At 36.7% G+C, this 25,393-nt stretch carries 21 protein-coding genes; 6 read left to right on the top strand and 15 right to left on the bottom strand.

Annotated features, from left to right (window positions below; genetic code table 11):
- Window positions 1-147: 147 nt before the first annotated feature.
- From QUH73_RS16475 to sufB, 9 genes are all read right to left on the bottom strand, one after another.
- Window positions 148-1,137 (bottom strand): GSCFA domain-containing protein, encoded by a 990-nt coding sequence (locus tag QUH73_RS16475; RefSeq protein WP_289531534.1) that lies wholly within the window; start codon window positions 1,135-1,137, stop codon window positions 148-150.
- A gap of 3 nt (window positions 1,138-1,140) precedes the next feature.
- Window positions 1,141-1,992 carry an alpha/beta hydrolase gene (locus QUH73_RS16470; protein WP_289531533.1) on the bottom strand — a complete coding sequence of 284 codons (852 nt, stop codon included), beginning with the start codon at window positions 1,990-1,992 and terminating at the stop codon, window positions 1,141-1,143.
- Between the two features lie 163 nt (window positions 1,993-2,155).
- Complete coding sequence (gene queG, locus QUH73_RS16465) at window positions 2,156-3,097, bottom strand: tRNA epoxyqueuosine(34) reductase QueG (RefSeq protein ID WP_289531532.1); 942 nt, start codon at window positions 3,095-3,097, stop codon at window positions 2,156-2,158.
- Between the two features lie 407 nt (window positions 3,098-3,504).
- The gene (locus QUH73_RS16460; protein WP_289531531.1) at window positions 3,505-3,816 is read right to left on the bottom strand and encodes a metal-sulfur cluster assembly factor; all 312 of its coding nucleotides are present in this window, start codon (window positions 3,814-3,816) and stop codon (window positions 3,505-3,507) included.
- Window positions 3,817-3,826: 10 nt separating this feature from the next.
- On the bottom strand, window positions 3,827-4,249 hold the full coding sequence (locus tag QUH73_RS16455; protein ID WP_124994365.1) for a SufE family protein: 423 nt from the start codon (window positions 4,247-4,249) through the stop codon (window positions 3,827-3,829).
- A gap of 134 nt (window positions 4,250-4,383) precedes the next feature.
- Window positions 4,384-5,610 (bottom strand): cysteine desulfurase, encoded by a 1,227-nt coding sequence (locus tag QUH73_RS16450; protein WP_289531530.1) that lies wholly within the window; start codon window positions 5,608-5,610, stop codon window positions 4,384-4,386.
- A gap of 57 nt (window positions 5,611-5,667) precedes the next feature.
- Window positions 5,668-7,029, bottom strand: a complete 1,362-nt coding sequence (gene sufD / locus QUH73_RS16445) for a Fe-S cluster assembly protein SufD (RefSeq protein WP_289531529.1) — start codon at window positions 7,027-7,029, stop codon at window positions 5,668-5,670.
- Window positions 7,030-7,092: 63 nt separating this feature from the next.
- Entirely contained in the window at window positions 7,093-7,845 is a 753-nt protein-coding gene (sufC, locus tag QUH73_RS16440) for a Fe-S cluster assembly ATPase SufC (protein ID WP_289531528.1), read from the bottom strand.
- Between the two features lie 53 nt (window positions 7,846-7,898).
- Complete coding sequence (sufB, locus tag QUH73_RS16435; protein WP_289531527.1) at window positions 7,899-9,350, bottom strand: Fe-S cluster assembly protein SufB; 1,452 nt, start codon at window positions 9,348-9,350, stop codon at window positions 7,899-7,901.
- Window positions 9,351-9,936: 586 nt separating this feature from the next.
- Here sufB and QUH73_RS16430 point away from each other — a divergent pair.
- The gene (locus QUH73_RS16430; protein WP_289531526.1) at window positions 9,937-10,134 is read left to right on the top strand and encodes a helix-turn-helix domain-containing protein; all 198 of its coding nucleotides are present in this window, start codon (window positions 9,937-9,939) and stop codon (window positions 10,132-10,134) included.
- Between the two features lie 841 nt (window positions 10,135-10,975).
- Window positions 10,976-11,506, top strand: a complete 531-nt coding sequence (locus QUH73_RS16425; RefSeq protein WP_289531525.1) for a hypothetical protein — start codon at window positions 10,976-10,978, stop codon at window positions 11,504-11,506.
- Between the two features lie 441 nt (window positions 11,507-11,947).
- Here QUH73_RS16425 and QUH73_RS16420 read toward each other — a convergent pair whose 3' ends face one another.
- The gene (locus tag QUH73_RS16420) at window positions 11,948-13,144 is read right to left on the bottom strand and encodes a S8 family peptidase (protein ID WP_289531524.1); all 1,197 of its coding nucleotides are present in this window, start codon (window positions 13,142-13,144) and stop codon (window positions 11,948-11,950) included.
- Between the two features lie 301 nt (window positions 13,145-13,445).
- Here QUH73_RS16420 and thiL point away from each other — a divergent pair, with 301 nt between their 5' ends.
- Window positions 13,446-14,492 carry a thiamine-phosphate kinase gene (thiL, locus tag QUH73_RS16415; protein WP_289531523.1) on the top strand — a complete coding sequence of 349 codons (1,047 nt, stop codon included), beginning with the start codon at window positions 13,446-13,448 and terminating at the stop codon, window positions 14,490-14,492.
- 228 nt (window positions 14,493-14,720) lie between these two features.
- Here thiL and lpxA read toward each other — a convergent pair whose 3' ends face one another.
- The 4 genes from lpxA to QUH73_RS16395 form a co-directional block, all read right to left on the bottom strand.
- Window positions 14,721-15,503, bottom strand: a complete 783-nt coding sequence (gene lpxA, locus QUH73_RS16410; protein WP_101309906.1) for an acyl-ACP--UDP-N-acetylglucosamine O-acyltransferase — start codon at window positions 15,501-15,503, stop codon at window positions 14,721-14,723.
- Between the two features lie 72 nt (window positions 15,504-15,575).
- Window positions 15,576-16,967 carry a bifunctional UDP-3-O-[3-hydroxymyristoyl] N-acetylglucosamine deacetylase/3-hydroxyacyl-ACP dehydratase gene (locus QUH73_RS16405; RefSeq protein ID WP_289531522.1) on the bottom strand — a complete coding sequence of 464 codons (1,392 nt, stop codon included), beginning with the start codon at window positions 16,965-16,967 and terminating at the stop codon, window positions 15,576-15,578.
- Window positions 16,968-17,025: 58 nt separating this feature from the next.
- Entirely contained in the window at window positions 17,026-18,063 is a 1,038-nt protein-coding gene (gene lpxD / locus QUH73_RS16400; protein ID WP_289531521.1) for a UDP-3-O-(3-hydroxymyristoyl)glucosamine N-acyltransferase, read from the bottom strand.
- A gap of 225 nt (window positions 18,064-18,288) precedes the next feature.
- Window positions 18,289-19,557, bottom strand: coding sequence for an HD domain-containing protein (locus tag QUH73_RS16395; RefSeq protein WP_289531520.1), 1,269 nt, complete (start codon window positions 19,555-19,557; stop codon window positions 18,289-18,291).
- Window positions 19,558-19,912: 355 nt separating this feature from the next.
- Here QUH73_RS16395 and rimP point away from each other — a divergent pair, with 355 nt between their 5' ends.
- The 3 genes from rimP to infB all read left to right on the top strand — a co-directional run bounded on the left by rimP (window position 19,913) and on the right by infB (window position 24,720).
- A complete protein-coding gene (gene rimP / locus QUH73_RS16390; RefSeq protein ID WP_289531519.1) occupies window positions 19,913-20,377 on the top strand; it encodes a ribosome assembly cofactor RimP in 465 nt (154 codons plus the stop codon).
- A gap of 19 nt (window positions 20,378-20,396) precedes the next feature.
- Window positions 20,397-21,632, top strand: coding sequence for a transcription termination factor NusA (gene nusA / locus QUH73_RS16385; RefSeq protein ID WP_289531518.1), 1,236 nt, complete (start codon window positions 20,397-20,399; stop codon window positions 21,630-21,632).
- A 61-nt stretch (window positions 21,633-21,693) separates the two neighbouring features.
- Window positions 21,694-24,720 (top strand): translation initiation factor IF-2, encoded by a 3,027-nt coding sequence (gene infB / locus QUH73_RS16380; RefSeq protein WP_289531517.1) that lies wholly within the window; start codon window positions 21,694-21,696, stop codon window positions 24,718-24,720.
- A 251-nt stretch (window positions 24,721-24,971) separates the two neighbouring features.
- Here infB and gcvH read toward each other — a convergent pair whose 3' ends face one another.
- A complete protein-coding gene (gcvH, locus tag QUH73_RS16375) occupies window positions 24,972-25,346 on the bottom strand; it encodes a glycine cleavage system protein GcvH (RefSeq protein WP_289531516.1) in 375 nt (124 codons plus the stop codon).
- Between the last annotated feature and the right edge of the window lie 47 nt (window positions 25,347-25,393).

Here is a 25,393-nt window from a genome sequence, read left to right as displayed (position 1 = left end):
GGTGCAAAGATAAACCATTATTTCTCCCAATTCCTAATACATTCTCAAAGTTTTTCTACAAAAAGAAATAGCTGCCTGATAATCAGAAGCTATTTTTTTATCCGAAGGGGAAAAACAAATTACAAAATTCAAACGAGAATGTCCAGACTAATGATGGAGATTTTTTAGTAAAAGTGATTTTTCTTTATCAAATACAATATTTGGATATTCACTCTCCAAGCGATCCACATCACTTAAAGTGCTGGTAATAAACTGCTGATGAGTAATCGTATCAGGATTAAAGGGGCGGTGGCAGGCAGCCGAAACAATTTTATCGACCCGTTTCATCACGGCAAGTGTTTCATTCTCCATATATGTATCAACAAAACGAGTCCAAATATAATTGACAGATGTAGTATTCATATGCAACATGTCCTCTCCATAAAATCGATAATCTCTTAACTCATCCATCACAATTTCGTAAGAAGGAAAGTAAGACACCTGCTCAAACAACTCCACCAACTGCTCAATTGCCAAAAGTAAAGTCGCTTTACTAAGCTGATTTCCATGTGCTCCATCCTTCCAGTGTCGGATAGGGCTCACCGTAAATACAATTTTTAAGTCTGGATTGAAAACAGCTAAAGAAACAATCAATTTTTTATAGAATTGTACAATTTCATCAACATCCAGGCGGTAACGATGAAATTCCTTAGCTGGTAATTTATGGCAATTAGAAACCACCTCTCCAGTATCGAGCAATTCAAAAACCCAGGCGGTTCCGAATGTAATGTAAAGGACATCTGAATTGGCCAGATCTAATGATGACTTTTTAATTTCAGTATTGATTGCATCCAAGCATTCATTCACATCGGCATTGGAGAATCGTCCGTGATGAGAAAAACTAAACCACATATCATTGGCAAAATTTAAATCTTCTTCGGAGAATTTTTTGTTCTCGATTAATATTTTTAAACTATTGCCTACACTGATTGGGTTATAAATTACTCCAAACGGATTGATATTGACATCAAATTTATATTTGCTGAGCTGCTCACCAATATTCTCGGTAAAACAAGAACCCAGCATAATTGCTTTTGAATTGTAACCAAACTTATCCCGCGATGCTGGAATCTTTACCTCAGTTCTAAAAATTGTCATATTCTAAATAATTTGCTTATTCTTCGCTAAAAGAGCGTCCAACCAATTTATAATATCTGTAAAAACCTCTTGATGACAGAATTCATTATGCAATTCATGATAAGCTTTATCGTACTGAATAAATGTACAACAATCCTTAACTCCCTCCGAAAAAATTTTACTTGCATTGGAGTCTGTAATCTGATCATCATTTCCATGCAACAACAATAATGGCTTTTTTACTTTATCCGGATTCTGCAAAACACCGTATCCTGCATCATAAGCATCAACAAATAATCTGAATGAAACCATATGATGCACCAATTCATCCTCATCATATTTAATACACACCTCCTTATTATGAGATAACATTTTAGTATCAAAACTCGTTTTTACACACAAAAAAGAAACTAAATTCGCCAACACTCTAAGAAAAGACATTGCTATTTTGGGAGGTGCAGCTTGCGTAACAATCCAAGGTGAAGTAGAAATAACTCCTAAATAATTCGACTTTCGGGTAATTAAATGATTTAAGACTTCGCCTCCTCCCATACTATGACCATAAAGAAAACGGGGAACAGCACCAAAAGTGTTTTCAGTCTCCTCCAGAGCGAAATCAATATCATCCATTAATTTTTCGTAAGATGGGATGACTCCTCTTTTTCCATCAGACAAACCATGCCCCCGCTGATCGTAACTCAATACAGCAATGTTCTTTTCGACAAATAGTTCAGCCCAATTGTGATATCTGGAAGAATGCTCACCGATGCCATGAACTAAACAAATTACTGCCCTAGGAGTAGTTACGGGTTGCCAAACTTGAAAAAACAAACGCGTATTGTCATTTGTAATTAGATTGTAAATATTGTGTATCATCAAATTTGATATTAACTGCGAATAAAATTCATGCACAGAGCATCAAACTTTATCTAGCAGAACAAAAAAATCAACTTCTTGAATGTATAAATATAGAAAAAAAGGGAAAACAAAAGTTCGTTACTAAAACATATAAGGAGCAAGCCAATTCAATATATTAAGTCTATTCACTTTCTTTATAAAGAAAATCAAGATTGCGTTTTAATCCTTTAAATTTTGTCCGTTTTACTGCAGAGTTTTTAAATATCTCACCAAACTTATGCGCATCCAATTGTTTCCATTCTGCTTTTGACAGAGAAAGCAGATCCGGATTTGGTTCAAATTCGGGAACTGAATGAGCTTTTGCCATGCGGTTCCATGGACAAACATCCTGACAAATATCACAACCAAATACACGATTTTCGAATTTACCCTTCATTTCTTCGGGAATTTCACCTTTGAGTTCTATGGTAAAATAGGAAATGCACTTGCTGCCATTCACCACATAAGGTTCGGTAATTGCTCCGGTAGGACAAGCCCGAATGCATTTACTGCATCCTCCGCAAAAATCCTGTTGTTTTTCTTCCTCATACTCCAACTCCATATCGATCAGCAATTCGCCCAGAAAAAGAAACGATCCTATTTTACGATTGAGAAGCAATGAATTTTTACCTATCCAGCCTAAACCTGCTTTTTTTGCCCAGGCATGTTCCAATATTGGTGCGGAATCGACAAAGGCGCGACCGGAAACTTCGCCAATTTCTGTGTTGATGTATTCCAAAAGCTGATTCAACTTATCCTTTAATACGAAATGATAATCTTTTCCGTAAGCATATTTTGCAATAACTGGTGCTTCGGGGTCTTGTTGCAACTCCTTTGGAAAATAGTTCAGACCTACAACAACAATCGACTTTGTATTTTCAACCAACAAGCGAGGATCCAATCGTTTCCCTATATTATTAGCCATATACAACATCTCACCATGATATTTTTTATCTAGCCAAGATTGAAAATTCTCTTTCTCATCTTCCAGAAAATTTGCTTTTGCGATTCCGCAAAGATCCAAACCAAGCTCGATAGCTTTGGCTTTTATGAGGTTTGATTTGGCAGAAAGAGTGAGATTCATAGTGCTAAATTAAGATTGTTACCGAAATTCACGATAAACATTTTTCATTTTCTAATAATATTGTATTTAGACAGAACTATTTCAAACTTTTTGATTCATTCATAATTTTAACGGGTATTCATGATCTCACTTCGTTCGGTAGTTGGATAAAAAAATTACAAAAAATCAAGACTATGATCCTAGGCGACCCATTACGGCTCAAAGACCTTCACCAAATAACAGACAATCCTCAAACTTGAATTATTTTGCGTTAGGGATTGAAGTGATTACCCCACAGCGAAGAATGAGCGAGGAGTAAAAACGGAAATCCCGACCTGAGGAACGAAGGAAACGCCCAAAACAAAAATCAGAAACCAAATTAGCAGGAACTAAAAAAGGACTGTAAAAAAAACAGCCCTTTGATATATTTAGAGAAAACCCAATTCGAGTTTTGCTTCTTCGGTCATCATATCCTTGTCCCAAGGCGGATCGAATGTTAACACAACGGTTACATCTTCTATTTGCGGCAATGATTTTGTTTTTTCATTAACCTCTTCCAAAATTTGGTCGGCCATTGGACAATTTGGAGCTGTAAGAGTCATCAGGATTTTCACCTCATCGTCCTCGTACATATCAATTTCATATATCAATCCCAGATCGTAGATATTCACTGGAATTTCGGGATCGTAAATGGTTTTTAAGACCTCGACGATTATTGCTTCTGTTTCTTTTTTTCCCATCTTTTCCTGATTATTTGCTTACGTGATTGAAAGCAATTCCATACATTTTTATTTGTTTTACCATGGAAACCAATCCATTAGAGCGAGTGGGCGATAGATGCTGCTTTAAGCCGATTTCATCGATGAATTTTAAATCGGCATTCATAATATCTTCAGGAGTTTGATTGTTGAAAACACGAATCAACAAAGCGGCAATTCCTTTTACGATGATCGCATCGCTGTCGGCCTCTAACTTTACAACACCGTTTTCGAGTGATGCATTGAACCAAACTTTTGACTGACAACCTTTTATAAGATTCGACTCTGTTTGATATTTTTCATCCAAACCGGAAAGATCTGTTCCCAACTCAATTAGATAGGCGTATTTGTCCATCCAATCTTCAAAACCTGCAAATTCTTCAATTATATCTTCCTGAATTTCGTTTATTGTCATACTATAGATTTTAGATATGAGATTTTAGATATGAGGAAAGATCCCCTATTCCAAATCTGCGAACGTATCTAATTTATATTTTTTTCAGCCGAAAGTTACAATAATTTTCTATCTGTGAAAATCGAACCAACGGACTATTTTACTGCAAACATTTTGCAAACTTTCAAGATCCCATTATAAAGAGCATCAATTTCTTCCTTTGTATTGTAAAAGGAAAATGAAGCGCGAACAGTGCCGTCTATTCCAAAATGCTGCATGACCGGTTCGGTGCAATGTGTACCTGTTCTTACTGCAATTCCCATTTGATCGAGCAACATTCCCATATCGTAGAAATGAATTCCCTCCACCAAAAAAGAAATTACTGAAGTTTTCTCTTTTGCGGTTCCATAAATACGTAAACCATCAATTGAAAGCAATTTTTCGGTTGCGTATTTTAACAATTCCTGTTCGTAAGCATCAATATTTTGAATACCAATATTCTCAACATATTCGATTGCAGTACCCAATCCGATTGCATCGATATAATTTGGGGTTCCTGCTTCGAATTTATACGGAAGTTCGTTATAGGTTGTTTTCTCGAAAGTAACTTCCTGAATCATCTCGCCTCCACCCTTCCAAGGAGGCATTTCATTCAGCAATTCTTCTTTGCCATACAAAACCCCAATTCCTGTTGGTCCGTAAATTTTATGTCCCGAAAACACTAAAAAATCTACATCCAATTCCTGAACGTCAATTTTTTTGTGCTGAACAGATTGAGCGGCATCAATTAAAACGCGAACATTTTTTGCATGCGCAATCTCAATTATTTTACGAATAGGATTTATGGTTCCCAATGAATTTGAGATGTGATTTACTGCAATAATTTTAGTGCGATCTGTAATTAATTCGTCCAATTTCTCAATCATCAATTCCCCCTGATCGTTAAAAGGCAATACTTTTAAAACCGCTTTTTTTCTTTCACAGATTAATTGCCAGGGAACGATATTGGAATGATGTTCCAATTCAGATACAATCACCTCATCGCCTTCGAAAATAAATCGATCGCCAAACGAATTGGCGACCAGATTAACAGATTCGGTAGCTCCGCTAGTGAAAATCACCTCGTGCGAATGTTTTGCATTGATGAAATTCTGTACAATAATTCTTGCATTCTCATTTCCATCGGTGGATTTATTGCTCAAGTAATGAACTCCACGGTGAATATTCGAATTGTACTTGTAATAATACTCAATCAACTTATCAATTACCTGACGAGGCTTTTGAGTCGTCGCCGCATTATCGAAGTAAACAAGTGGTTTACCGTGAATCAATTCCTCCAGAATAGGAAAATCTTTACGTATTTTACTGATATCTATTGTCATTCTTAATAAAGAATCAGGCACATCGTATTTAGTGTGATGTACCAATATTAATTACATCTAATTTTTGCAGGCAAGTGCGCAAGTATTGCATTTCGAGATTTCACCTCTTAACCTTGTATCAACCAATGCATCAATTCGATCTTTAAGCGGTTCCACTCTAATTTTTTCAATTATTTCGTGAGCAAAAGCAAACATCAGCATCTGACGAGCTTCTTTTTCATCAATTCCTCTTGCTCGCAGATAAAACAATGCATCTTCATCCATTTGCCCTACTGTGGCTCCGTGACTGCACTTCACATCGTCTGCATCGATAATCAACTGAGGCTTTGTGTTAATTTGAGCATCATCACTAAGCAATAAGTTGTTGTTTGACTGGTATGCTTCTGTTTTTTGTGCATCGCGACGAACAAATATTCTTCCCGCAAAAGCTGCCGTTGCCTCACCATCCATTACTCCTTTGAAATGCTCGTTGCTTAAACAATTCGGTTTTGCATGATCTATCGACGTAAAATTATCGACGTGTTGTTTGTTATCCAGCAAATACATTCCGTATGTATTGTTTTCGCAATGCTCGCCATCCAACAATACGTGATGATTGTTGCGAATGGTTCCTCCGTAAAGAGAAATGGTATTGGTCAATACATTTGAACGTTTATCCTGACGAATAAAAATGGAATTCAATATTACTGAATTCAAATGCTGATTTTGCAAGGTATACAAATCGAACACCGCATTGGGTGCCACATTTACTTCTGTAACTGAATTACTTAGGTATTTATGATGTGTTAAGGTATGATCGCAAACAATGATCTTGGCTTGTGCATTTTCCTCAATCACAAATAAATTACGTTGAGTTGCCATTAAATCGCGATCGGAACGCAAAAGGTTCACCACCTGAATAGGCTTGTCGATTACAACACCTTTAGGCACATAAATGAATAACCCATCTTTTGCCAAAGCTGTATTCAATGCCACGATACCATCCTCTTCAGGCTTGGCATACTTGCCGTAATGTGCATTAAAAATATCAGGATATTTTTGTGATGCTTCCTGAACGCCACAAACAATTACTCCTTCGGGCAATTCGGTAAGCACTTTATTATTCCCGTAATACCAGCCATTTGTCAGCAATACCATATTGGTATCCAACTCAGGCACATCGCACTGAAAAATATCATTCAGGTCAACATCCACTTCCATGTAACGAAGATTTACATTGTATGGATGATCAAAAGCTGGTATTAGGTTGGTATATTTGTAATTCTCGTTGACACGAGTAGGCACGCCTAACTCCTGAAACTGAACAAAGGCTTTTTCACGAGTCTTATTCATGCAATCAGAAGAGCCATTCGAAAGCAATTCCTTACCTTGTTCGAACAGATCAGCGAAATCCTTGTTAATTGTATCTATGTTGGCCATGTTATTTTAGATATTAGATAATAGATATGAGAAATAAGATAAATCCAATTTCCAACATCTCTACTATTTTCCGTTTTCTTCTTTAATCCAGTCGTATCCTTTTTCTTCCAGTTCAAGAGCAAGCTCTTTACCGGCAGTTTTTACAATTCGACCGTCAAACAAAACATGAACAACATCAGGAATGATGTAATCTAATAAACGTTGGTAGTGAGTAATTACAATTGTTGAATTATCAGCAGTTTTCAATTTATTCACCCCATTTGCCACAATACGAAGTGCATCGATATCCAAACCAGAATCAGTCTCATCTAAAACTGCCAATTTAGGTTCCAGCATCGCCATTTGAAAAATCTCATTCTTTTTCTTCTCTCCTCCCGAGAATCCTTCGTTTACAGAACGATTTGTCAGTTTCGAGTCGATCTCAACCAATGCTTTTTTATCGCGCATCAACTTTAAAAAATCAGATGCCGTCAAGGGATCCAATCCTTTGTGTTTGCGATGTTCGTTAACCGCAGTTTTCATGAAATTAACCGTTGAAACTCCAGGAATTTCGATTGGATACTGAAAACCTAAGAAAATACCTTCTTTTGCACGATCTTCCGGTGCCATATCCAAAATATTTTTCCCTTGAAAGGTAATTTCACCTTCGGTTACTTCATACAAATCTCTTCCTGCCAATACTGAAGCTAACGTACTTTTACCAGCACCATTAGGTCCCATAATAGCATGAACTTCTCCCGGCTTAATTTCCAGATTGATTCCCTTTAAGATTTCTTTTCCATCAATGGAAACGTGTAAATTTTTAATACTTAACATTTCACTTCTATTTTGTCGCAGTTATGCGTTGAGTTCCACTTATTATATATTTATTAACCTACAGATCCTTCCAAACTAATCGCCAGAAGCTTTTGAGCTTCCACAGCAAATTCCATAGGCATTTTATTGATTACCTCTTTGGCATATCCATTAACAATTAAACCAATGGCATCCTCGGTAGAAATACCCCGCTGATTGCAATAGAAAATTTGATCTTCACCAATTTTAGAAGTAGTTGCTTCGTGTTCTACTTTAGCCGATTTATTGCCAATTTCGAGATATGGGAAAGTATGTGCTCCACATTTGTCTCCTAAAAGTAATGAATCGCATTGAGAAAAATTACGGGCTCCCTCACAATTCTTGGTGACTTTAACCAAGCCCCGGTAAGAGTTACTGCTTTTTCCTGCTGATATTCCTTTTGAAATGATCGTACTTTTGGTGTTGTTACCAATGTGAATCATTTTTGATCCGGTATCAGCCTGCTGATGATTATTGGTTACCGCAACCGAATAAAATTCACTCGACGAGCCATCCCCCTTTAATATGGTAGACGGATATTTCCAGGTTACTGCCGAACCGGTCTCCACCTGAGCCCACATCAACTTCGCATTTTTACCTTCGCAAATACCCCGTTTGGTCACAAAATTGTAAATACCTCCCAATCCCTCTTTGTTACCAGGATACCAGTTTTGAACCGTAGAGTATTTCACCTCTGCATTGTCCTTCACAATAATTTCAACAATAGCTGCATGCAACTGATTTTCATCTCGCATTGGTGCCGTACATCCTTCCAGATAACTCACATAACTCTCATCCTCACACACGATTAATGTACGTTCGAACTGACCTGTATTTTCAGCATTAATACGGAAATAGGTCGATAGCTCCATTGGACAACGAACCCCTTTCGGGATGTAAACAAATGAACCATCTGAGAAGACCGCAGAGTTAAGGGCTGCAAAAAAGTTGTCCTGAATTGGAACAACTGTTCCCATATATTCCTGAATTAAATCGGGATGTTCCTGAACGGCATCGCTAAACGAACAGAAAATAACCCCCTTTTCAGCCAAAGCCTGTTTAAATGTAGTTTTCACCGATGATGAATCCATCACGACATCAACTGCAACATTCGATAACAGTTTTTGTTCATCCAAAGGAATACCCAGCTTATCGAAAGTAGCGCGAATTTCAGGATCAACATCATCCATGCTCTCCAATTTCGCTTTTTGTTTTGGCGCTGAATAATAAATGATATCCTGATAATTAATTTCAGGTATTTTTAAATAGGCCCATTCAGGCATTTTCATAGTCAGCCAATGACGATACGCTTTCAATCTAAATTCAAGCATAAATTCAGGCTCGTTCTTTTTAGCCGATATCATGCGGATAACATCCTCGCTAAGACCTCTGCCTATATCATCATTTTCAATATCAGTAACAAAGCCATATTTATAATCGCTCTGCGTTACCTCATCTAATATTTTATCTTGTTCTTCTTTTGCCATGTTGTTTAAGTATCAGGTAGAAAGCTTCAAAATCATATGAGATTTATCGCATTTCCTTAAAAGAATTCAATATTTTAAATTAATGGGGAAGAGTACAGACCTTGAAATCCCGTAGGAAATTTTAAATCATTCAGCTTACTCACAATTGCACGCCCCAATGGAATTAGATGCAAATATAATAAAGTATTTAGATATCTTTTTACTTGAAACGAATAAAATACCTCGAAGTCCTTTTATTTGTTAACGCAATTTAAATGGAAAGGATACATTTTCGGAAAGAAGATTTTCCAATACTTTTCGACACTACATTTTTTATTTCTAATTATTTCTAAACAGTTCCATGAATCATTTCGAATGACGTAGCCAAAGTATGATAAATACCTCAGCTTAACAGAATTAAATTATATCTAAACAAAAAAATCCATCTCACAATTTAATAGCTAACAAATTGAAAATATTATACTTACATAAAACGCTTAAAATTCACCATTAATAACTTAACAATATTTAACAAATAATAGGGTTACCTTTTTAACATTACAAGAACTAATGAGTAAATCACAATCAGCCAATTAATAGTAAGAACATGACCCATTTAGAAATTTTAGAAAAAGTGGAGTTCGTTAAAGAACTTATAAACAAAAGAAACACAGGAACTCCAGCAGAATTAGCCCAACGATTAAACATTTCGGAACGCAGCCTTTCCCGACTCATAAAAACCTTAAAAGAAAACAATTACCCCATTAGCTACTGCCGCACAAAACAATCCTACATAATAGATTAATTACAAATAAGCTCACTGCCAAATAGTGGCAGTGAGTTTTTGTAAATTTATTGCTGTTATTTTTAATAAAACAAGTTTTCTTGGATTTCACTTATAAAAAATAATATTAAAACCCGGCTCGCGTATCAGGGCCAATAAATGTAAAAAATGAGAAAAACAATAATAATTATTCTGCTTTGCTCTCCATGCCTATGCAATTCACAAGTTCTGCATACGGATTATGCTTCAAAAACAGTTGTTTATAAATATGAACAAGATAGTTTATATTCAAATGTTAAAACAATTCATCAGCTTATTTTCAACATAACTGCTAGTTTCCAGATGTTTAGCGACAATTCCACGAGTGTGATATTTCGTCCACTAATATTTTTAGACGACAAAGTTTACATCGAAGACAACTACCCAGATATTAAATTTAAAGACATTGAAAAATTTGAGATTATAAAAAGTCACAATGGTAAGTTTCGCTATGGTGAGGATAATTCGAATATTTCCATAATAATAAAAACAAAAAAATAATTTAGCACAACTACCTCTGAAAAGAGATATCCAATTTCACTGCTAGCTCTCTTATTTGTGCTGATAGGTATTATACAGCAGCCAATTATACGCCTAGCTATAAAAATCCAAGTGGTATGTATAACCTACTGGAACATATCGCAGATCAGTTCTCAATACTTAGCTGTTGGAGCAGTTTTGTTATTTATCCTAATGCCAACTATCTCAAAGTTGAAACGAGATGACAAAAAGCAGCCTAACAGACAAAGTAATCGTACAGAAAAATTAACCCATGCAAGCCCTGCCTGCATACCATAGTATTAACAATTTAAAATAACTCAAAATGAAAAACAACGACTTAATTCAGGTCACATTCACAGCAGAAGAATTGACCGAGAACAATGCTCATTTAGATGCCTTACTAGGTTTTGCCGGGAAAAGTGCCCCTCAACTATCGTCGGAAGACAGAACGAACTATGGTTCGATTAACGAAACCAACAAACTACTGGTTAATAAAGCAAAGTCGTTTATGGATCAGCATCCCGATTTGGTTCCTCAGTTTGTGAATATGGACGAGTTTGAACGCGATTACAGTGCACGGGAAACTATAGAAGAAATGATTCAGAAACTCGACTTAATTAAACGCAAACTAAGCGACACCAAAATTCTTTTGGATCATGATAACTATCAGGATACAATGGCATTTTACCGGTCTATTCGTTACTTTGCCGGAGAACAACAGCAAGGCGCAATCCCTATATACGAAGAACTGAAACAATTCTTCCCTCATGGCAAGAAAAAAGAGGCCGAAGTGATTAAAGAATTCCTCAGCGAAAGCGAAACTCAAAACGTGCGGGTTTCGCTTTTCTTTTGAAGCATTTATACATGCACAGGATGAATTGAAGCCCGGTTAAGGTCTTTCGAACTATGATTTTGATGGCTTGAAGAATGAATTTCATGCATTTTTTCACGAAGAAGATACTTGGAAACATCAAAGTCAAGCCTCGAAGCATCATTTTACTGCTTCGAAGCTTGATTTTCAAGAGTAGAAGCACCTGCTTCATTCTTCGACCTTCGATCGGAATACATAAACCCAACGATTTGGTAAATCCATTGGGTAAATTTATGTATCCAGGCATCTAAAAGGCTAAAACTTTTGCCAATCGGGCTAAAAATTAAAGTTAAATTCAAGTCAACCAAAGCTGACCGATCCCTAAACCCGTAAGACCTCCACTCAATTCAATTCCCATTTTTTATTTTTCACAAAAAAAATAGCCATCAACTTGACGGCTATTCCTTTTCACTTTGCAATATCTTAGATTCCTCCAATAGGATCTGCATCGCCATCAGGATCTCCATTCACAAAACCGTCGGTTACAGGATTTCCATTGGTCATTAACAGGATACCGCACATGTGCGGAGCAGCCATTGAAGTCCCACTTATTGTATTGTATGCATCGCCTTTCCAGGTTGAGTAAATACTAACTCCTGGTTCACAAAAATCAACAGGCGGATTTCCATAATTTGAGAAGTAGGCAAAATCATCATTTATATCCATAGCCGAAATAGTCCAAATATAGGTTCCGTTAACTCTTGCCGGAGAATGATTATTAGCATCGTCGCTTTCGTTTCCGGCAGCTAATGCGAAGTAAATACCATTTTGAGAAGCGGCATATACAGCATCATCCAAAGCAATAGAAATACCTCCGCCTAAACTCATATTGGCAGCATCGCCAGGAGAAGCAGCACTTGCAACGTAATCAACTCCTGCAATAACTCCGGAAGTGGAACCACTACCTCTACGATCTAAAACCCTAACTGCCACAAGATTTGCTCCTGCAGCAACTCCAACTACACCAATTTCATTATCGATAGCACCAACCGTACCTGCGCAATGAGTTCCGTGTCCGTTTTCATCTTCAGCCCCCACACGAGAACCTGTGAAATCACTACTCCTAGCTACATCAACATTCAAATCGGGGTGATTTAAGTCGATACCACTATCAATAATCCAAGCCGTTTTTCCAACGCCGCTTCCATAACCAACACGTGAAATTCCCCAGGGAATAACCTCGCTGTCCGGTTCTGTTGTTGGAACAGTTCCAGGTTTTTTTAGAGCAATAATTTTATCTTGTTCAAGGTATTTTACCCTGCTATCCGATTTCAGGGCTTCAACAAAATCTGTTGTTGTTTTTACACTAAAACCTTTAATTACAGTAGCAAAAGCTAAACCTACCTCAAATTCAGAGCCCGATTTTGTTTGAAACATAGAATTGGCAAAAGCTTTCACTTCGGCAATTCTTTCATCGTAACTGCCCTGATTGGTAGATTTAACCGAACTCTCATTGAGAACAACAATATACTGTCCTTCAATTGGCTCACCATTCTGAACATCGGTTAGCACTAAATTATCCCCATCATTTTCTTTAAGATCGGTGGTATTGTCATTCTGACAATTGGTAATGGCAAATAAAACAGCCAAAACCATCAATAGCATAAGTTTATTTTTCATTATAATTTAAATTAAGATGTAAGTAATACCTACTTAATTTATGAAAGAGATACCACAAATACAAATTTTTTTTACGTCTAAAAACTTCATTGATACCATTTTACACGTCATTTATCACTAAAATTGCACCATTCATACAATCTAATTCCATACACTTAAAGCTTTCCTTATATGAAAAACAAAATCAAAATTTATAAAATAATGATCTCCTTAAAATTATAAACCATGACAAATATCACCACCTTCTCAGTTTCCAATTTTTATCTACCTTTGCAGACAAATATCAATAATTAAGGAGACTATGCAGGAAAACAATGCTAAAGGAACCGATATTGCCACATTGGGCGAATTCGGATTGATTAAACACCTTACCAAAAATATAAAACTAAAACATGCAAGCACCAATGTGGGTGTTGGCGACGATGCGGCTGTTTTAGATTATCAGAATAAAAAAACTGTTGTTACCACCGATTTACTGTTGGAAGGCATCCATTTCGATTTAATGTACACACCGCTTAAACATTTAGGCTACAAATGTATTGCCGTGAATGTTTCGGATATTTATGCCATGAATGCCCTGCCAAAACAGGTAACGGTTTCAATTGCCATCTCGAAACGATTCACTTTAGAAGCTATCGAGGAGCTTTACGAAGGAATCAATTTGGCCTGCGAAAATTACAATGTCGATTTGGTGGGTGGCGATACTACATCCTCTTTAACCGGATTGTGCATTTCGGTGACTGCAATTGGTGAAGCTGATGCTGATCAGTTGGCCTACCGAAGTGGCGCTAAAGAGAACGATTTAATCTGCGTAAGTGGAAATTTGGGTGCTGCCTTTGCCGGACTTCAATTGTTAGAGCGCGAAAAACGCGTTTACGACAACAATCCAGCCATGCAACCCGACTTAACGGGTCATGATTACATCTTGGAGCGTCAGTTGAAGCCTGAGGCCCGAAAAGACATTTATGAGCGTTTGCAGGAAGCGAAGATTGTTCCAAGTTCGATGATTGATATTTCGGACGGATTGTCATCGGATATTATGCACATCTGCGAGGAATCGAAAGTTGGCTGTCAGATTTACGAAGAGAAAATTCCTGTTGACTACGAAACACACAAAATGGCCGAAGAGCTGAATATGAACTACAGCACCTTCTCGTTAAATGGTGGTGAGGATTACGAACTGCTGTTTACTGTTCCTTTGGATCAATTCGATGCCATTGAAAAAATAGAGGATGTGAAAATAATTGGTCACATCACCGATATCTCGAAAGGAAAATATTTGGTGACGCGCGATGGTGTGGAAATTGAATTGCAGGCTCAGGGCTGGAATCCGATAAAGGAGGATTAAAATTTTTTAAATTAATTTGCTGATAAGTTCACCTCCTTCGGAGTAAAACCAAGCATTATTAATTCACCGTCCGTTTCACGAACGGTTACTAAAATTTAACCTCTTCGAGGCACAATACAAAAACAAAAAGTGAGACTCTCAACTGAAAGTCTCACTTTTTATATCTAATATCTATCGGGATTACTCAGAATAAAAATGATATAATTCCGCTAGATAAATCTATCGGGATTACTCAGGAAAATATCCTCTCATAATTCCACGCTTCGAATTTTTCACAAATAAGATGATATCATCACGCTCGGGAGAAGCAGGCATTTCGGCCTCGATAGCTTCTAAAGCGTTAAAGTTATTCATTCCTTTTTGGTACAGGTAACGGTACACATCCTGAATTTCACGGATTTTTTCGTTTCCGAATTCACGACGACGCAAACCGATTGAATTCACACCAATGTAGGAAACCGGTTCGCGACCAGCTTTTACAAAGGGAGGAACATCTTTACGAACCAAAGATCCACCTGAAATCATTACGTGTGAACCAATGTGAACGAACTGATGAACAGCAACCAATCCGCTAAGAATAGCGAAATCATCGATAATTACCTCACCGGCAATTTGAGTTGCATTACCAATAATACAATTATTACCAATAATACAATCGTGTGCTACGTGCACATAAGCCATCAACAAACAGTTACTTCCAATAATGGTTTTTCCCTTGGCTACAGTACCTCTGTTAATAGTAACACACTCACGAATCGTGGTATTATCACCAATTTCAACAGTTGTTTTTTCGCCACGAAATTTTAAATCCTGAGGAACAGCACCAATAACGGCTCCCGGAAATACCACACAATTTTTACCAATATGGGTTCCCTCCATGATTGTGGCATTCGACCCAATACGGGTTCCTTCTTCAATTACAACATTTTTGTCAATAGTAACAAAGGGCTCAATCACTACATTATCAGCGATCTTAGCCTCAGGATGTACATATGCTAACGGTTGCTTCATCTTTTATATATTTCGTTTTATGCAAAACTCCCATTAACAAGAAGTTATTGCGTAGCAGTAGTTACTAATTAATTATTTTTTCTTTGCGATTTGAGCCATAAACTCACCTTCAGCAACAATAGTATCACCAACAAAAGCTAAACCGCGCATGTTAGCAACTCCCCTACGAATAGGAGATAAAAATGACAATTTAAAAATTAAAGTATCACCTGGTACAACCTTACGTCTAAACTTGATGTTGTTCTGAGTCAGGAAATAAGTAGAATAGTTTTCAGGATCTTCCACCTGGCTGAGGACTAAAATACCACCACACTGAGCCATAGCCTCTACCATAAGAACGCCCGGCATTACCGGTTCTCCAGGAAAATGACCAACAAAAAACGGCTCGTTCATAGATACATTCTTCACCCCCACAATACTGTCATCCTGAATATCAATAATTTTGTCAACCAACAAGAATGGAGGACGGTGAGGCAACAAGCCCATTACGCCATTAATGTCTAATACAGGCTCTTTGTTTGGATCATAAGCCGGAACTGAATCTTTTCCCATTTCTTTCTTAATTCGTTTGATTAATAATTTTGCCATTTCAGTGTTTGGCCCATGCCCAGGACAGGTTGCAATAACCCTTCCCTTAATAAACTTACCACAGAGAGCAAGGTCGCCAATCACATCTAATAATTTGTGACGTGCACACTCATTATCAAAATAAAGCTCTAAATTACTTAAAATTCCTTCCTTTACCTCAACATGCTGATGGTCGAATAAATCTGCAATACGATCTAATTCTTTTTGGTCCATCATTTGGTCCATTATAACAATGGCATTATCCAAATCTCCACCCTTAACTAAATTGTGGTTCAAGAGAAACTCCAGTTCCCGTACAAATACAAACGTACGACACATCGAGATTTCCTCTTTATAATCTTTTAAGGAACTTAAGCGGGCATACTGATTTCTCAGCACTTTAGAGTTGAATGAAATCATTGTGTCCACACTATACTCATCATCAGGCAGAATCGTAATTTCTGAACCACGGGCTTCATCCCTGTATGTTATTTTTTCTTTTGGTACGTAATACTCACGAATTGCATTCTGCTCTACAATACCAACTTTTTCAATTCCATCTACATAAAATTTAGCACTCCCATCTAAAATTGGAGGCTCAGTAGAATTCATCTCAATCAAACAATTGTCAATACCCAATCCATACAAAGCAGACAAAGCGTGCTCAATAGTCTGAACTTTACATTCTCCTTTTTCCAATACAGTTCCTCTCGAAGTATCACCAACATACTCGGCACTTGCTTCTATAACAGGTTGACCTTCTAAATCTACCCGTTTAAACTGATATCCGTGATTTTCGGATGCAGGCAGAAACTTTATAGAAACTTCTAATCCTGTATGAAGTCCTTTTCCCGTAAGAGTAAATTCTTTTGCTAATGTTCTTTGCTTATCAGCCATAACTCGACATCAATATTTTTAAATTCCAGATTTACTAATTGAAAGAAAAAACTTCCCCTTACTCTTCCTTTAATCTTTTTATTTCCTTTTCCAATTCAATAATTTGCTCTCTCATCTTTGGCAAATTTTTAAACAGCACATATGATTTTTGATAAGGACCAAAATCGAAAGCCGGTGAACCTTGCAATACAGTTCCTTCTTTCTTAATCGTACGACCAATCCCAGATTGAGCAGCAATTTTTACTTCGTCTGCAATCGATAAATGACCTACGATTCCCACCTGGCCGCCTATCATACAATTCTTACCAATCTTTGCACTTCCTGCGATACCGGTTTGAGAGGCAATAACTGTATTTTCATCTATTTCCACATTATGAGCAACCTGAATCAAATTGTCCAACTTCACGCCTTTACGGATAATTGTAGATCCCATTGTAGCGCGATCAACACAAGTATTTGCACCAATCTCCACATGATCTTCGATAACCACATTACCTACCTGAGGAACTTTTTTGTAGTCGTTTGCAGATGAAGGGGCGAAACCAAATCCATCACCGCCAATTACAACGCCGGAGTGAAAAATGCATTCAGCACCAATCTTACATCCCTCGTAAATTTTAACTCCTGAATTTAATATGGTATTGTCGCCAATAATCACATTATCGCCCACATAGCAGTGAGGATAAATTTTTACATTATTTCCAATCTGAACATTACTACCTATATATGCAAAAGCACCAATATAAATTTTCTCACCCAATTTCGATGACTTGCTCACAAAAGAAGGCTCTTCAATTCCTGTCTTCTGAGGTTTGCTTTGCTCATACATTTCCAACAACTGAGCCAATGCCTGATAAGCATCATCGACACGAATAAGTGTTGTCTCAATCTCCTTTTCAGTCTGAAAATCCTTGTTTACCAAAACTATTGATGACTGTGTAGAGTATATATAATGCTCGTATTTAGGATTTGCTAAAAATGAAAGAGTTCCAGGCTTCCCTTCTTCAATTCTGGAAACATTGGTTACTTTAACCTTAGTGTTTCCATCTACCTCTCCGTTAAGAAACTCTGCAATATCTTCTGCTGTAAATTCCATTCGTTCTATTTTTTATCAGATCAAAAAAATGATTCATTTTATACCGTATTTACAATGCAAACACCAAGCACAAATCATCCAATATAGCTGATTTATAAGAAAAAAATTTCTGCAAATCTAATAATTATTTCATGCACATGAAATTTTTTCTCCCATTGCCTGCTTTATCCATAGAAAAAGTATTCCTGAAAATGAAGTTGAAATCACTTCTTAAGAGCTGGGGAATCACACAAATGACTCCTGGATTTTAGGATAACAAAGGTAATATTTTTTTACTGTTTTAGACAGAACAGATGCATCCAACATATCCGAAGCCTCTCCAATATCACATTGTGTTCCATCCTTATATAGAATGTTTATTTGATCATCATCCGAGCTATATGCATTATTACTGATTGAATTTGAAATCACCAGAAATTCCAGAGCATGATCTGAACACCCAAAATAATGCCCCACCCGTTTTTTCACTTGATCAATATATTCCTTAGTGAAGGCTGTTTTTTGAATCTCAATTTTAAACAATTGCCGATCCCGTATGCATTTGCACAAATAAGAAAGAACCTTATCGCTGTGGTTAGCCCAAACCTTAATACTAACCATGATATCGTCATCATCCAGGTCAGCAAATATTTCCAAAGCATTTCGACCATTACAAACAATATTCGGATTTTCAAACTCTAACTTACCCACTTTGTTATACAAAAAGTAAGTTAAAGATGGGGTTGCAAACAATTCATCTCCTTTTTCGGCAAGATATTTAGCTCTTTTCAAAATATGAACCAACATCTCTTCTGCTGCAATAACTGTCTTGTGCAAATACACCTGCCAATACATCAAACGCCGGGCGATCAAAAATTTCTCAATTGAATAAATCCCTTTTGCCTCTACCACCAGCTGATCTTTTCGAACATCCAGCATTTTAATAATTCTTGCCGATCCAACCACCCCTTCGGTAACACCGGCAAAAAAGCTATCGCGCCTCAAATAATCCAGACGATCCATATCCAACTGACTCGACACCAACTGATTTAAAAAACGCTTTGGATATTCATTCCGAAATATTTTTATCGCCACATCCAACTCACCTTTAAATTGATGATTTAAACGTTTCATAAACAATTCCGAAATCTGTTCATGAGTTATGCCATTAACAATACTATACTCCAATGCATGAGAAAATGGCCCATGTCCAATATCATGAAGTAGTATTGCCGCATACACTCCTTCTTCCTCCTCTTTGGTAATAAGGTGTCCCTTAGATCGAATGGTCTCTATTGCAAGACTCATTAAATGAGTTGCACCCAAAGCGTGCTGAAATCTGTTATGAAAGGTTCCCGGAAAAACAAGGAAGGAGAGCCCTAACTGTTTTATTCTTCTCAAACGCTGGAAAAAAGAATGTTCAACCAAATCGTACGATATCCCTGATGGAATATGAATAAATCCGTGAACAGGATCATTTACTATTTTTTTCTTACTACTGGTATTTAAATTCATACGCTTTTGTATCATAGGCTGGTAACAAATGTATAAAAAGTAGGGAAAAAAGCCTATCTTAGTGCTATTCAAACCCCAATTAAAATTGGCTGATGAATAAAACTATTTTTCTTGAAATAAAGTAAAATTGTTCAAATGGGTTAAAATCATTCAATTGAACAAAAGAAGAGATCAAATATCATTAAAAAAACTCATTTTCAAGCGAATAATTTTTCATTAGCGATTAGAATACAATAATTTAGAGGGATGTCATTTGTTTTTTAGAACATTTATCTCTAATTTTGCATCGAAAAGTAAACAAATTGTGAGCTTTAGGGGACAAAAAGTCCCCTATTTTATTGATATTAACCGATATATGATTGATAAGAAAACTATAACTGAAATTATTGAAAATGAAATTGCCGACACCGACCTGTTTCTGGTTGATGTAAGTGTTTCATCTGGAAATGCCATTTCGGTTGTAATTGATAGCTATAACGGAGTACCGATCATTACTTGTATCGAACTTAGCAAGGCTATCGAAGGGCATTTTGATCGTGAAGTTGAAGACTTTGAATTGCAAGTTGCTTCAGCTGGAATCGGTCAACCCTTTCAGGTTTTTAAGCAATACCACAAATACATAAATAAAGATGTTGAGGTATTGACAACTGAGGGAATTAAATTTTTAGGGAAACTGATCACCGTTGGTGATAATGAAATAGAAATTGAAGTTGAAGAAATGGAAAAGGTTGAAGGAAAAAAGAAAAAGCAACTTGTTGTGAAAAACTATTCTTTCACTTTAGATCAAATTAAATCAACAAAAGATATTATTACTTTTTAACAGGTAAATAGCTGAATACATGAATCTTATTGAAACTTTTTCAGAATTTAAGGAGTTGAAAAGCATCGACCGCGCTACAATGATGAGCGTGTTAGAAGATGTTTTCAGAAATCTTCTATTGAAAAATTATGGCACCGACGAAAACTATGATATCATTATTAATCCAGACAAAGGTGACTTAGAGATCTGGAGAAATAGAGAAATTGTAGAAGACGGACAGGTAGAAGATGAAAACCTACAGATCTCACTTTCCGAAGCGAAAAAGATAGATGATGATTACGAAGTTGGTGAAGAAGTTACTGACGAAGTAAAATTTATGGATTTTGGCCGACGTTCAATTTTAACTTTACGTCAGAATCTTTCTGCGAGAATTTTAGAATTGGAGAAAGACAATATCTTTAACTTGTACAAAGATCGGGTTGGCGAAATTGTTACCGGTGAAGTTTATCAAATCTGGAAAAAAGAAATTCTTATTCTGGATGATGAAGAAAATGAATTAATTCTGCCGAAAACAGAACAAATCCCTTCTGATTATTTCCGCAAAGGAGAAACAGTTAGAGCTGTAGTTGTTCGTGTTGAGGTGAAAAATAACAGTCCTCTTATTGTAGTTTCCAGAACTTCTCCTGTTTTCCTTGAGAGATTATTTGAACTGGAAGTACCGGAAATATTTGATGGTTTAATCACTATTAAAAATATTGTCCGAATTCCAGGAGAAAGAGCTAAGGTTGCAGTTGAATCATACGATGAAAGAATTGATCCGGTTGGAGCATGTGTAGGTATGAAAGGATCGAGAATACATGGTATTGTTCGTGAATTACGTAACGAAAACATTGATGTGATCAACTACACAACCAACACTCAGCTATTTATCACAAGAGCTCTTAACCCAGCAAAAGTTTCCTCGGTAAAACTTAACGAAGAAACCAAACGTGCTGAAGTTTATCTGGATCCTGAAGAGGTTTCCTTAGCTATTGGTAAAGGTGGTTTAAACATCAAACTGGCAAGTCAGTTATCAGGATATGAAATTGATGTGTATCGTGAGAAATCTGAGGAGGAAGTTGAAGAAGATGTAAACTTATCAGAATTTACGGATGAAATTGATGCCTGGATAATTGATGAGTTAAAGAAAATTGGTTGTGACACAGCAAGAAGCGTTCTTGATTTATCTCCTGAGGAGTTAGAAAAAAGAACTGATCTTGAAATAGAGACCATTAATGAGATTTTGAATATTTTTAAATCCGAGTTCGATAATTAAATTCTTCAGAATCATGATGTAAATTTTTGAAACGGGACATTTTAACAGTTAACTTTTAAATATGGTGAAAGTCGATAAAAATATAAGACTTAGTAAATTAGCAAGAGAACTAAACGTTGGTACTTCAACAATTGTTGAATTTTTGAACAAAAAAGGTATTCCGATTGATTCCAATCCAAATACCAAAGTTTCAGAAGAGGCTTATAATATCCTCGCCAAAGAGTATAGCTCTGACTTGAATCTGAAAAAGGAATCTGAAAAGGTAAATCTGAAAAGTACCCGCGAAAGAAAAGAAACAGTTTCAATTGAAAAAATTTCTGAAGATTCGGAGCCTGAAACTCGTAGTAAAGAAAAATCTGTTGAAAAAACAGAAGAAGTAATTGCGAAAAAAGAACCTGTCAAAATAGTTGGTAAAATTGATTTAGATGCATTAAAACCTAAAGCAAAAAGACCGCAGGAAGCAAAACAGGAAGTCGTTGCAAAAACGAATCCAGATAAGGTAGAAAAAACTATTAAGCCAGTTCAGTCTGAAGCTCCTAAGAAGGAAGCCCCTAAGGCGGAGGTTACTGCAGAGACACCTGTAGTTAAAATAGTTACACCTCCAAAAGTAGAACTTACTGAACAAACATCTGAACCAGCTAAAAACCCAGTTTCAGATGACCAAACTGTTAAAATGGAAACCCCGAAAAAAGAGGAAAAAGCTCGAGCTCCTAAAGAGGAGAAAAAAGATGAGCTTAAAGTGGTAGGCATGATTGATTTATCTGCATTAAATCAAAAAACCAGACCAACCAAAAAAACCAAGGCCGAAAAAGAAGTTGAGAGAAGGGAAAAACAGAAAGCTCCTGCTTCAAAACCTCAGGCACAGGAAAATTCAGCATCAGGAAAAGAAGAAATTTTTAAATCTTCTACCCAAAGACTGGCTGGTCCTACTGTAGTTGGAAAAATTGAACTTCCAGTTGAGAAAAAGCCGGGTTCGGGTAATAAAGATAAAATATCTGCCAATCAGCGCAAGAAGCGTAAAAGAATTAAAAAGGATACTGAAAAAGTAAATTTAGCTAATCCTGGACAGGGAAGACCTGCAAAACCAGGAACTCCTGCTTCTACCGGAGAAAGAGTTAAAGGGACAGGTGCAGGTGCTGCTAAGTTCAATAAACTGAAGAAGAAAAGAGTCGTTAAGAAAGAAGTTAGCGAAGAAGATGTACAAAAACAGATTAAGGATACTCTTGCCCGATTGACCTCTAAAGGTGGTAAATCGAAAGGATCGAGACACCGTAGAGATAAACGTGACAGTGAAAGTGCAAAAAGAGAAAAAATTGCAGAACAAATTGAAGCTGAAAAAAATGTTTTAAAGCTTACCGAATTTGTTACAGTTAATGAATTGGCAACAATGATGACTGTTCCTGTTACCAATATTATTGCAACTTGTATGGGATTAGGTTTGTTTGTATCTATCAATCAACGATTAGACGCAGAAACTATTGCTATTGTTGCTGACGAATTTAACTTTAAAGCTGAATTTGTAAGTGTTGAACTTCAGGAATCAATTGAAGAGGAAGTTGACGAAGAAGGAGATTTACTATCCCGTGCTCCAATTGTTACTGTAATGGGACACGTTGATCATGGTAAAACCTCTTTACTTGACTACGTTCGTCATGCGAATGTAATTGCAGGTGAAGCTGGAGGAATTACGCAGCACATTGGAGCTTACAATGTAAAACTTGACGATGGAAGAAGAGTTTCTTTCCTTGATACTCCAGGTCATGAGGCGTTTACCGCGATGCGTGCACGTGGTGCTCAGGTAACTGATATTGCAATTATTATAATAGCAGCTGACGACAACGTAATGCCACAAACAATTGAGGCGATCAACCACGCAAGTGCCGCGGGAGTTCCTATTGTTTTTGCGATTAACAAGATTGATAAGCCAGGTGCTGATCCGGAAAGAATTAAAAGCGAATTGGCAAACATGAACTATTTAGTTGAAGACTGGGGTGGTAAATACCAGTGTCAGGAAATCTCAGCTAAAAATGGTATTAACATTGAAGAGTTGCTGGAAAAAGTTCTTTTAGAAGCTGAAATGCTGGAACTTAAGGCAAATCCAAATAAACGTGCTATTGGTTCGGTAATTGAATCATCATTAGATAAAGGCAGGGGGTATGTTACTACATTATTAGTACAGGCAGGAACCCTAAAAGTAGGAGATGTTCTATTAGCTGGTAGTTATACTGGTCACGTAAAAGCTATGTATAATGAGCGTGGTAATAGAATAGAGAAGGTTGGTCCTTCAGAACCAGCTTTAATTCTTGGGTTGAATGGTGCTCCACAAGCTGGTGACAATTTCAACGTGATGGAAAGTGAAAAAGAGGCACGTGGCATTGCGAACAAACGCGAACAATTACAACGTGAGCAAGGTCTTCGTACTCAAAAACACATTACACTTGATGAGATTGGTCGTCGTATCGCAATTGGAAACTTCCAGGAGCTTAATGTTATTGTAAAAGGTGATGTGGATGGATCAATTGAAGCTCTTTCTGATTCATTAATTAAACTTTCGACTGAAGAAATTCAGGTGAATGTTATTCACAAAGCAGTTGGTCAGATTTCCGAATCGGATGTATTGCTTGCAACAGCTTCTAATGCTATTATTGTTGGATTCCAGGTTAGACCTTCTATTGGAGCAAGAAAACTTGCTGAGAAGGAAGAAATCGATATCCGTTTGTACTCGATCATCTACGATGCAATTGATGAATTAAAATCAGCAATGGAAGGTATGCTTTCTCCTGAAATTAAAGAAGAAATTACTGCTACGGTTGAGGTTGTTGAGGTATTTAATATTACCAAAGTGGGTAATATTGCAGGTTGTCTTGTCCGTGATGGAAAAATAAACCGTAACTCTAGAATCCGCTTAATTCGAGATGGCATTGTTGTTTACACAGGAGTACTTGGTTCTCTGAAACGTTTCAAAGACGATGTGAAAGAAGTAGCCAAAGGTTATGAATGTGGATTAAATATCGACAAATACAATGACATTAAAGTTGGCGATATGGTAGAAGCATTTGAAGAAATAGAAGTAAAGAAAAAGTTGTAAAATACAATTACTACAAATAGTAAAAAGCAGGCTGAACAGCCTGCTTTTTTTATGTCTTTACTTTGCAATTAATTTTAATGTCAGGATACTCCCATCGGTATCCCTAATTTTTAAAATTGCAAATTGGGAATCGTTCAAAATAACTGACATGGTATTGGCATAAATCCTAAATTGTTTATACACGATAAAGATTCAATGCATAAAAAAACCCTCACACAGAACGCATGAGGGTTTCATTATATATTGAATTATTACAATAATCCTTTGTATTGTTCCGCAGTTAATAATTCTTCTAGTTCTGAATTATCAGCAATTTTGATTTTTACGATCCAACCTTCACCATATGGATCAGAGTTGATCAAATCCGGAGCTTCTTCCAATTTCTCATTGAACTCTACCACTTCACCCCCTACTGGCATAAACATGTCGGAAACAGTCTTAACTGCCTCAATAGTTCCGAATATTTCTTCTTTATCTAATTCGTCACCTTCTGTTTCAACTTCAACAAAAACGATATCTCCAAGCTCTCCTTGAGCAAAGTCAGTAACACCAACAAAGGCTTCTTCTCCCTCAACACGAATCCATTCGTGATCTTTGGTATACTTTAAATTTTCAGGTACATTCATGATAGTATGTTGTTTATTAAGAGTATTAAATTACTGCCCAAATTTAC

It is taken from the genome of Labilibaculum sp. K2S (assembly GCF_030372765.1).
GTDB lineage: Bacteria > Bacteroidota > Bacteroidia > Bacteroidales > Marinifilaceae > Labilibaculum.
The sequence above is the reverse complement of the archived record's forward strand: the minus strand, read 5'-3'. Positions and strand labels throughout refer to the sequence as shown.

Excerpts from the sequence above, each read along its gene's own strand:
- QUH73_RS16450 (WP_289531530.1), bottom strand. The coding sequence starts at position 5,610 with ATGACAATAGATATCAGTAAAATACGTAAAGATTTTCCTATTCTGGAG.
- rimP (WP_289531519.1), top strand. The coding sequence starts at position 19,913 with ATGATTGATAAGAAAACTATAACTGAAATTATTGAAAATGAAATTGCC.
- lpxD (WP_289531521.1), bottom strand. The coding sequence starts at position 18,063 with ATGGAATTTACAGCAGAAGATATTGCAGAGTTTCTTAACGGAGAGGTA.
- sufC (WP_289531528.1), bottom strand. The coding sequence starts at position 7,845 with ATGTTAAGTATTAAAAATTTACACGTTTCCATTGATGGAAAAGAAATC.
- thiL (WP_289531523.1), top strand. The coding sequence starts at position 13,446 with ATGCAGGAAAACAATGCTAAAGGAACCGATATTGCCACATTGGGCGAA.
- QUH73_RS16420 (WP_289531524.1), bottom strand. The coding sequence starts at position 13,144 with ATGAAAAATAAACTTATGCTATTGATGGTTTTGGCTGTTTTATTTGCC.
- sufD (WP_289531529.1), bottom strand. The coding sequence starts at position 7,029 with ATGGCCAACATAGATACAATTAACAAGGATTTCGCTGATCTGTTCGAA.
- sufB (WP_289531527.1), bottom strand. The coding sequence starts at position 9,350 with ATGGCAAAAGAAGAACAAGATAAAATATTAGATGAGGTAACGCAGAGC.
- QUH73_RS16475 (WP_289531534.1), bottom strand. The coding sequence starts at position 1,137 with ATGACAATTTTTAGAACTGAGGTAAAGATTCCAGCATCGCGGGATAAG.
- QUH73_RS16395 (WP_289531520.1), bottom strand. The coding sequence starts at position 19,557 with ATGAATTTAAATACCAGTAGTAAGAAAAAAATAGTAAATGATCCTGTT.
- QUH73_RS16430 (WP_289531526.1), top strand. The coding sequence starts at position 9,937 with ATGACCCATTTAGAAATTTTAGAAAAAGTGGAGTTCGTTAAAGAACTT.
- QUH73_RS16455 (WP_124994365.1), bottom strand. The coding sequence starts at position 4,249 with ATGACAATAAACGAAATTCAGGAAGATATAATTGAAGAATTTGCAGGT.
- QUH73_RS16470 (WP_289531533.1), bottom strand. The coding sequence starts at position 1,992 with ATGATACACAATATTTACAATCTAATTACAAATGACAATACGCGTTTG.
- QUH73_RS16405 (WP_289531522.1), bottom strand. The coding sequence starts at position 16,967 with ATGGCTGATAAGCAAAGAACATTAGCAAAAGAATTTACTCTTACGGGA.
- infB (WP_289531517.1), top strand. The coding sequence starts at position 21,694 with ATGGTGAAAGTCGATAAAAATATAAGACTTAGTAAATTAGCAAGAGAA.
- gcvH (WP_289531516.1), bottom strand. The coding sequence starts at position 25,346 with ATGAATGTACCTGAAAATTTAAAGTATACCAAAGATCACGAATGGATT.
- QUH73_RS16460 (WP_289531531.1), bottom strand. The coding sequence starts at position 3,816 with ATGGGAAAAAAAGAAACAGAAGCAATAATCGTCGAGGTCTTAAAAACC.
- QUH73_RS16425 (WP_289531525.1), top strand. The coding sequence starts at position 10,976 with ATGAAAAACAACGACTTAATTCAGGTCACATTCACAGCAGAAGAATTG.
- queG (WP_289531532.1), bottom strand. The coding sequence starts at position 3,097 with ATGAATCTCACTCTTTCTGCCAAATCAAACCTCATAAAAGCCAAAGCT.
- lpxA (WP_101309906.1), bottom strand. The coding sequence starts at position 15,503 with ATGAAGCAACCGTTAGCATATGTACATCCTGAGGCTAAGATCGCTGAT.
- nusA (WP_289531518.1), top strand. The coding sequence starts at position 20,397 with ATGAATCTTATTGAAACTTTTTCAGAATTTAAGGAGTTGAAAAGCATC.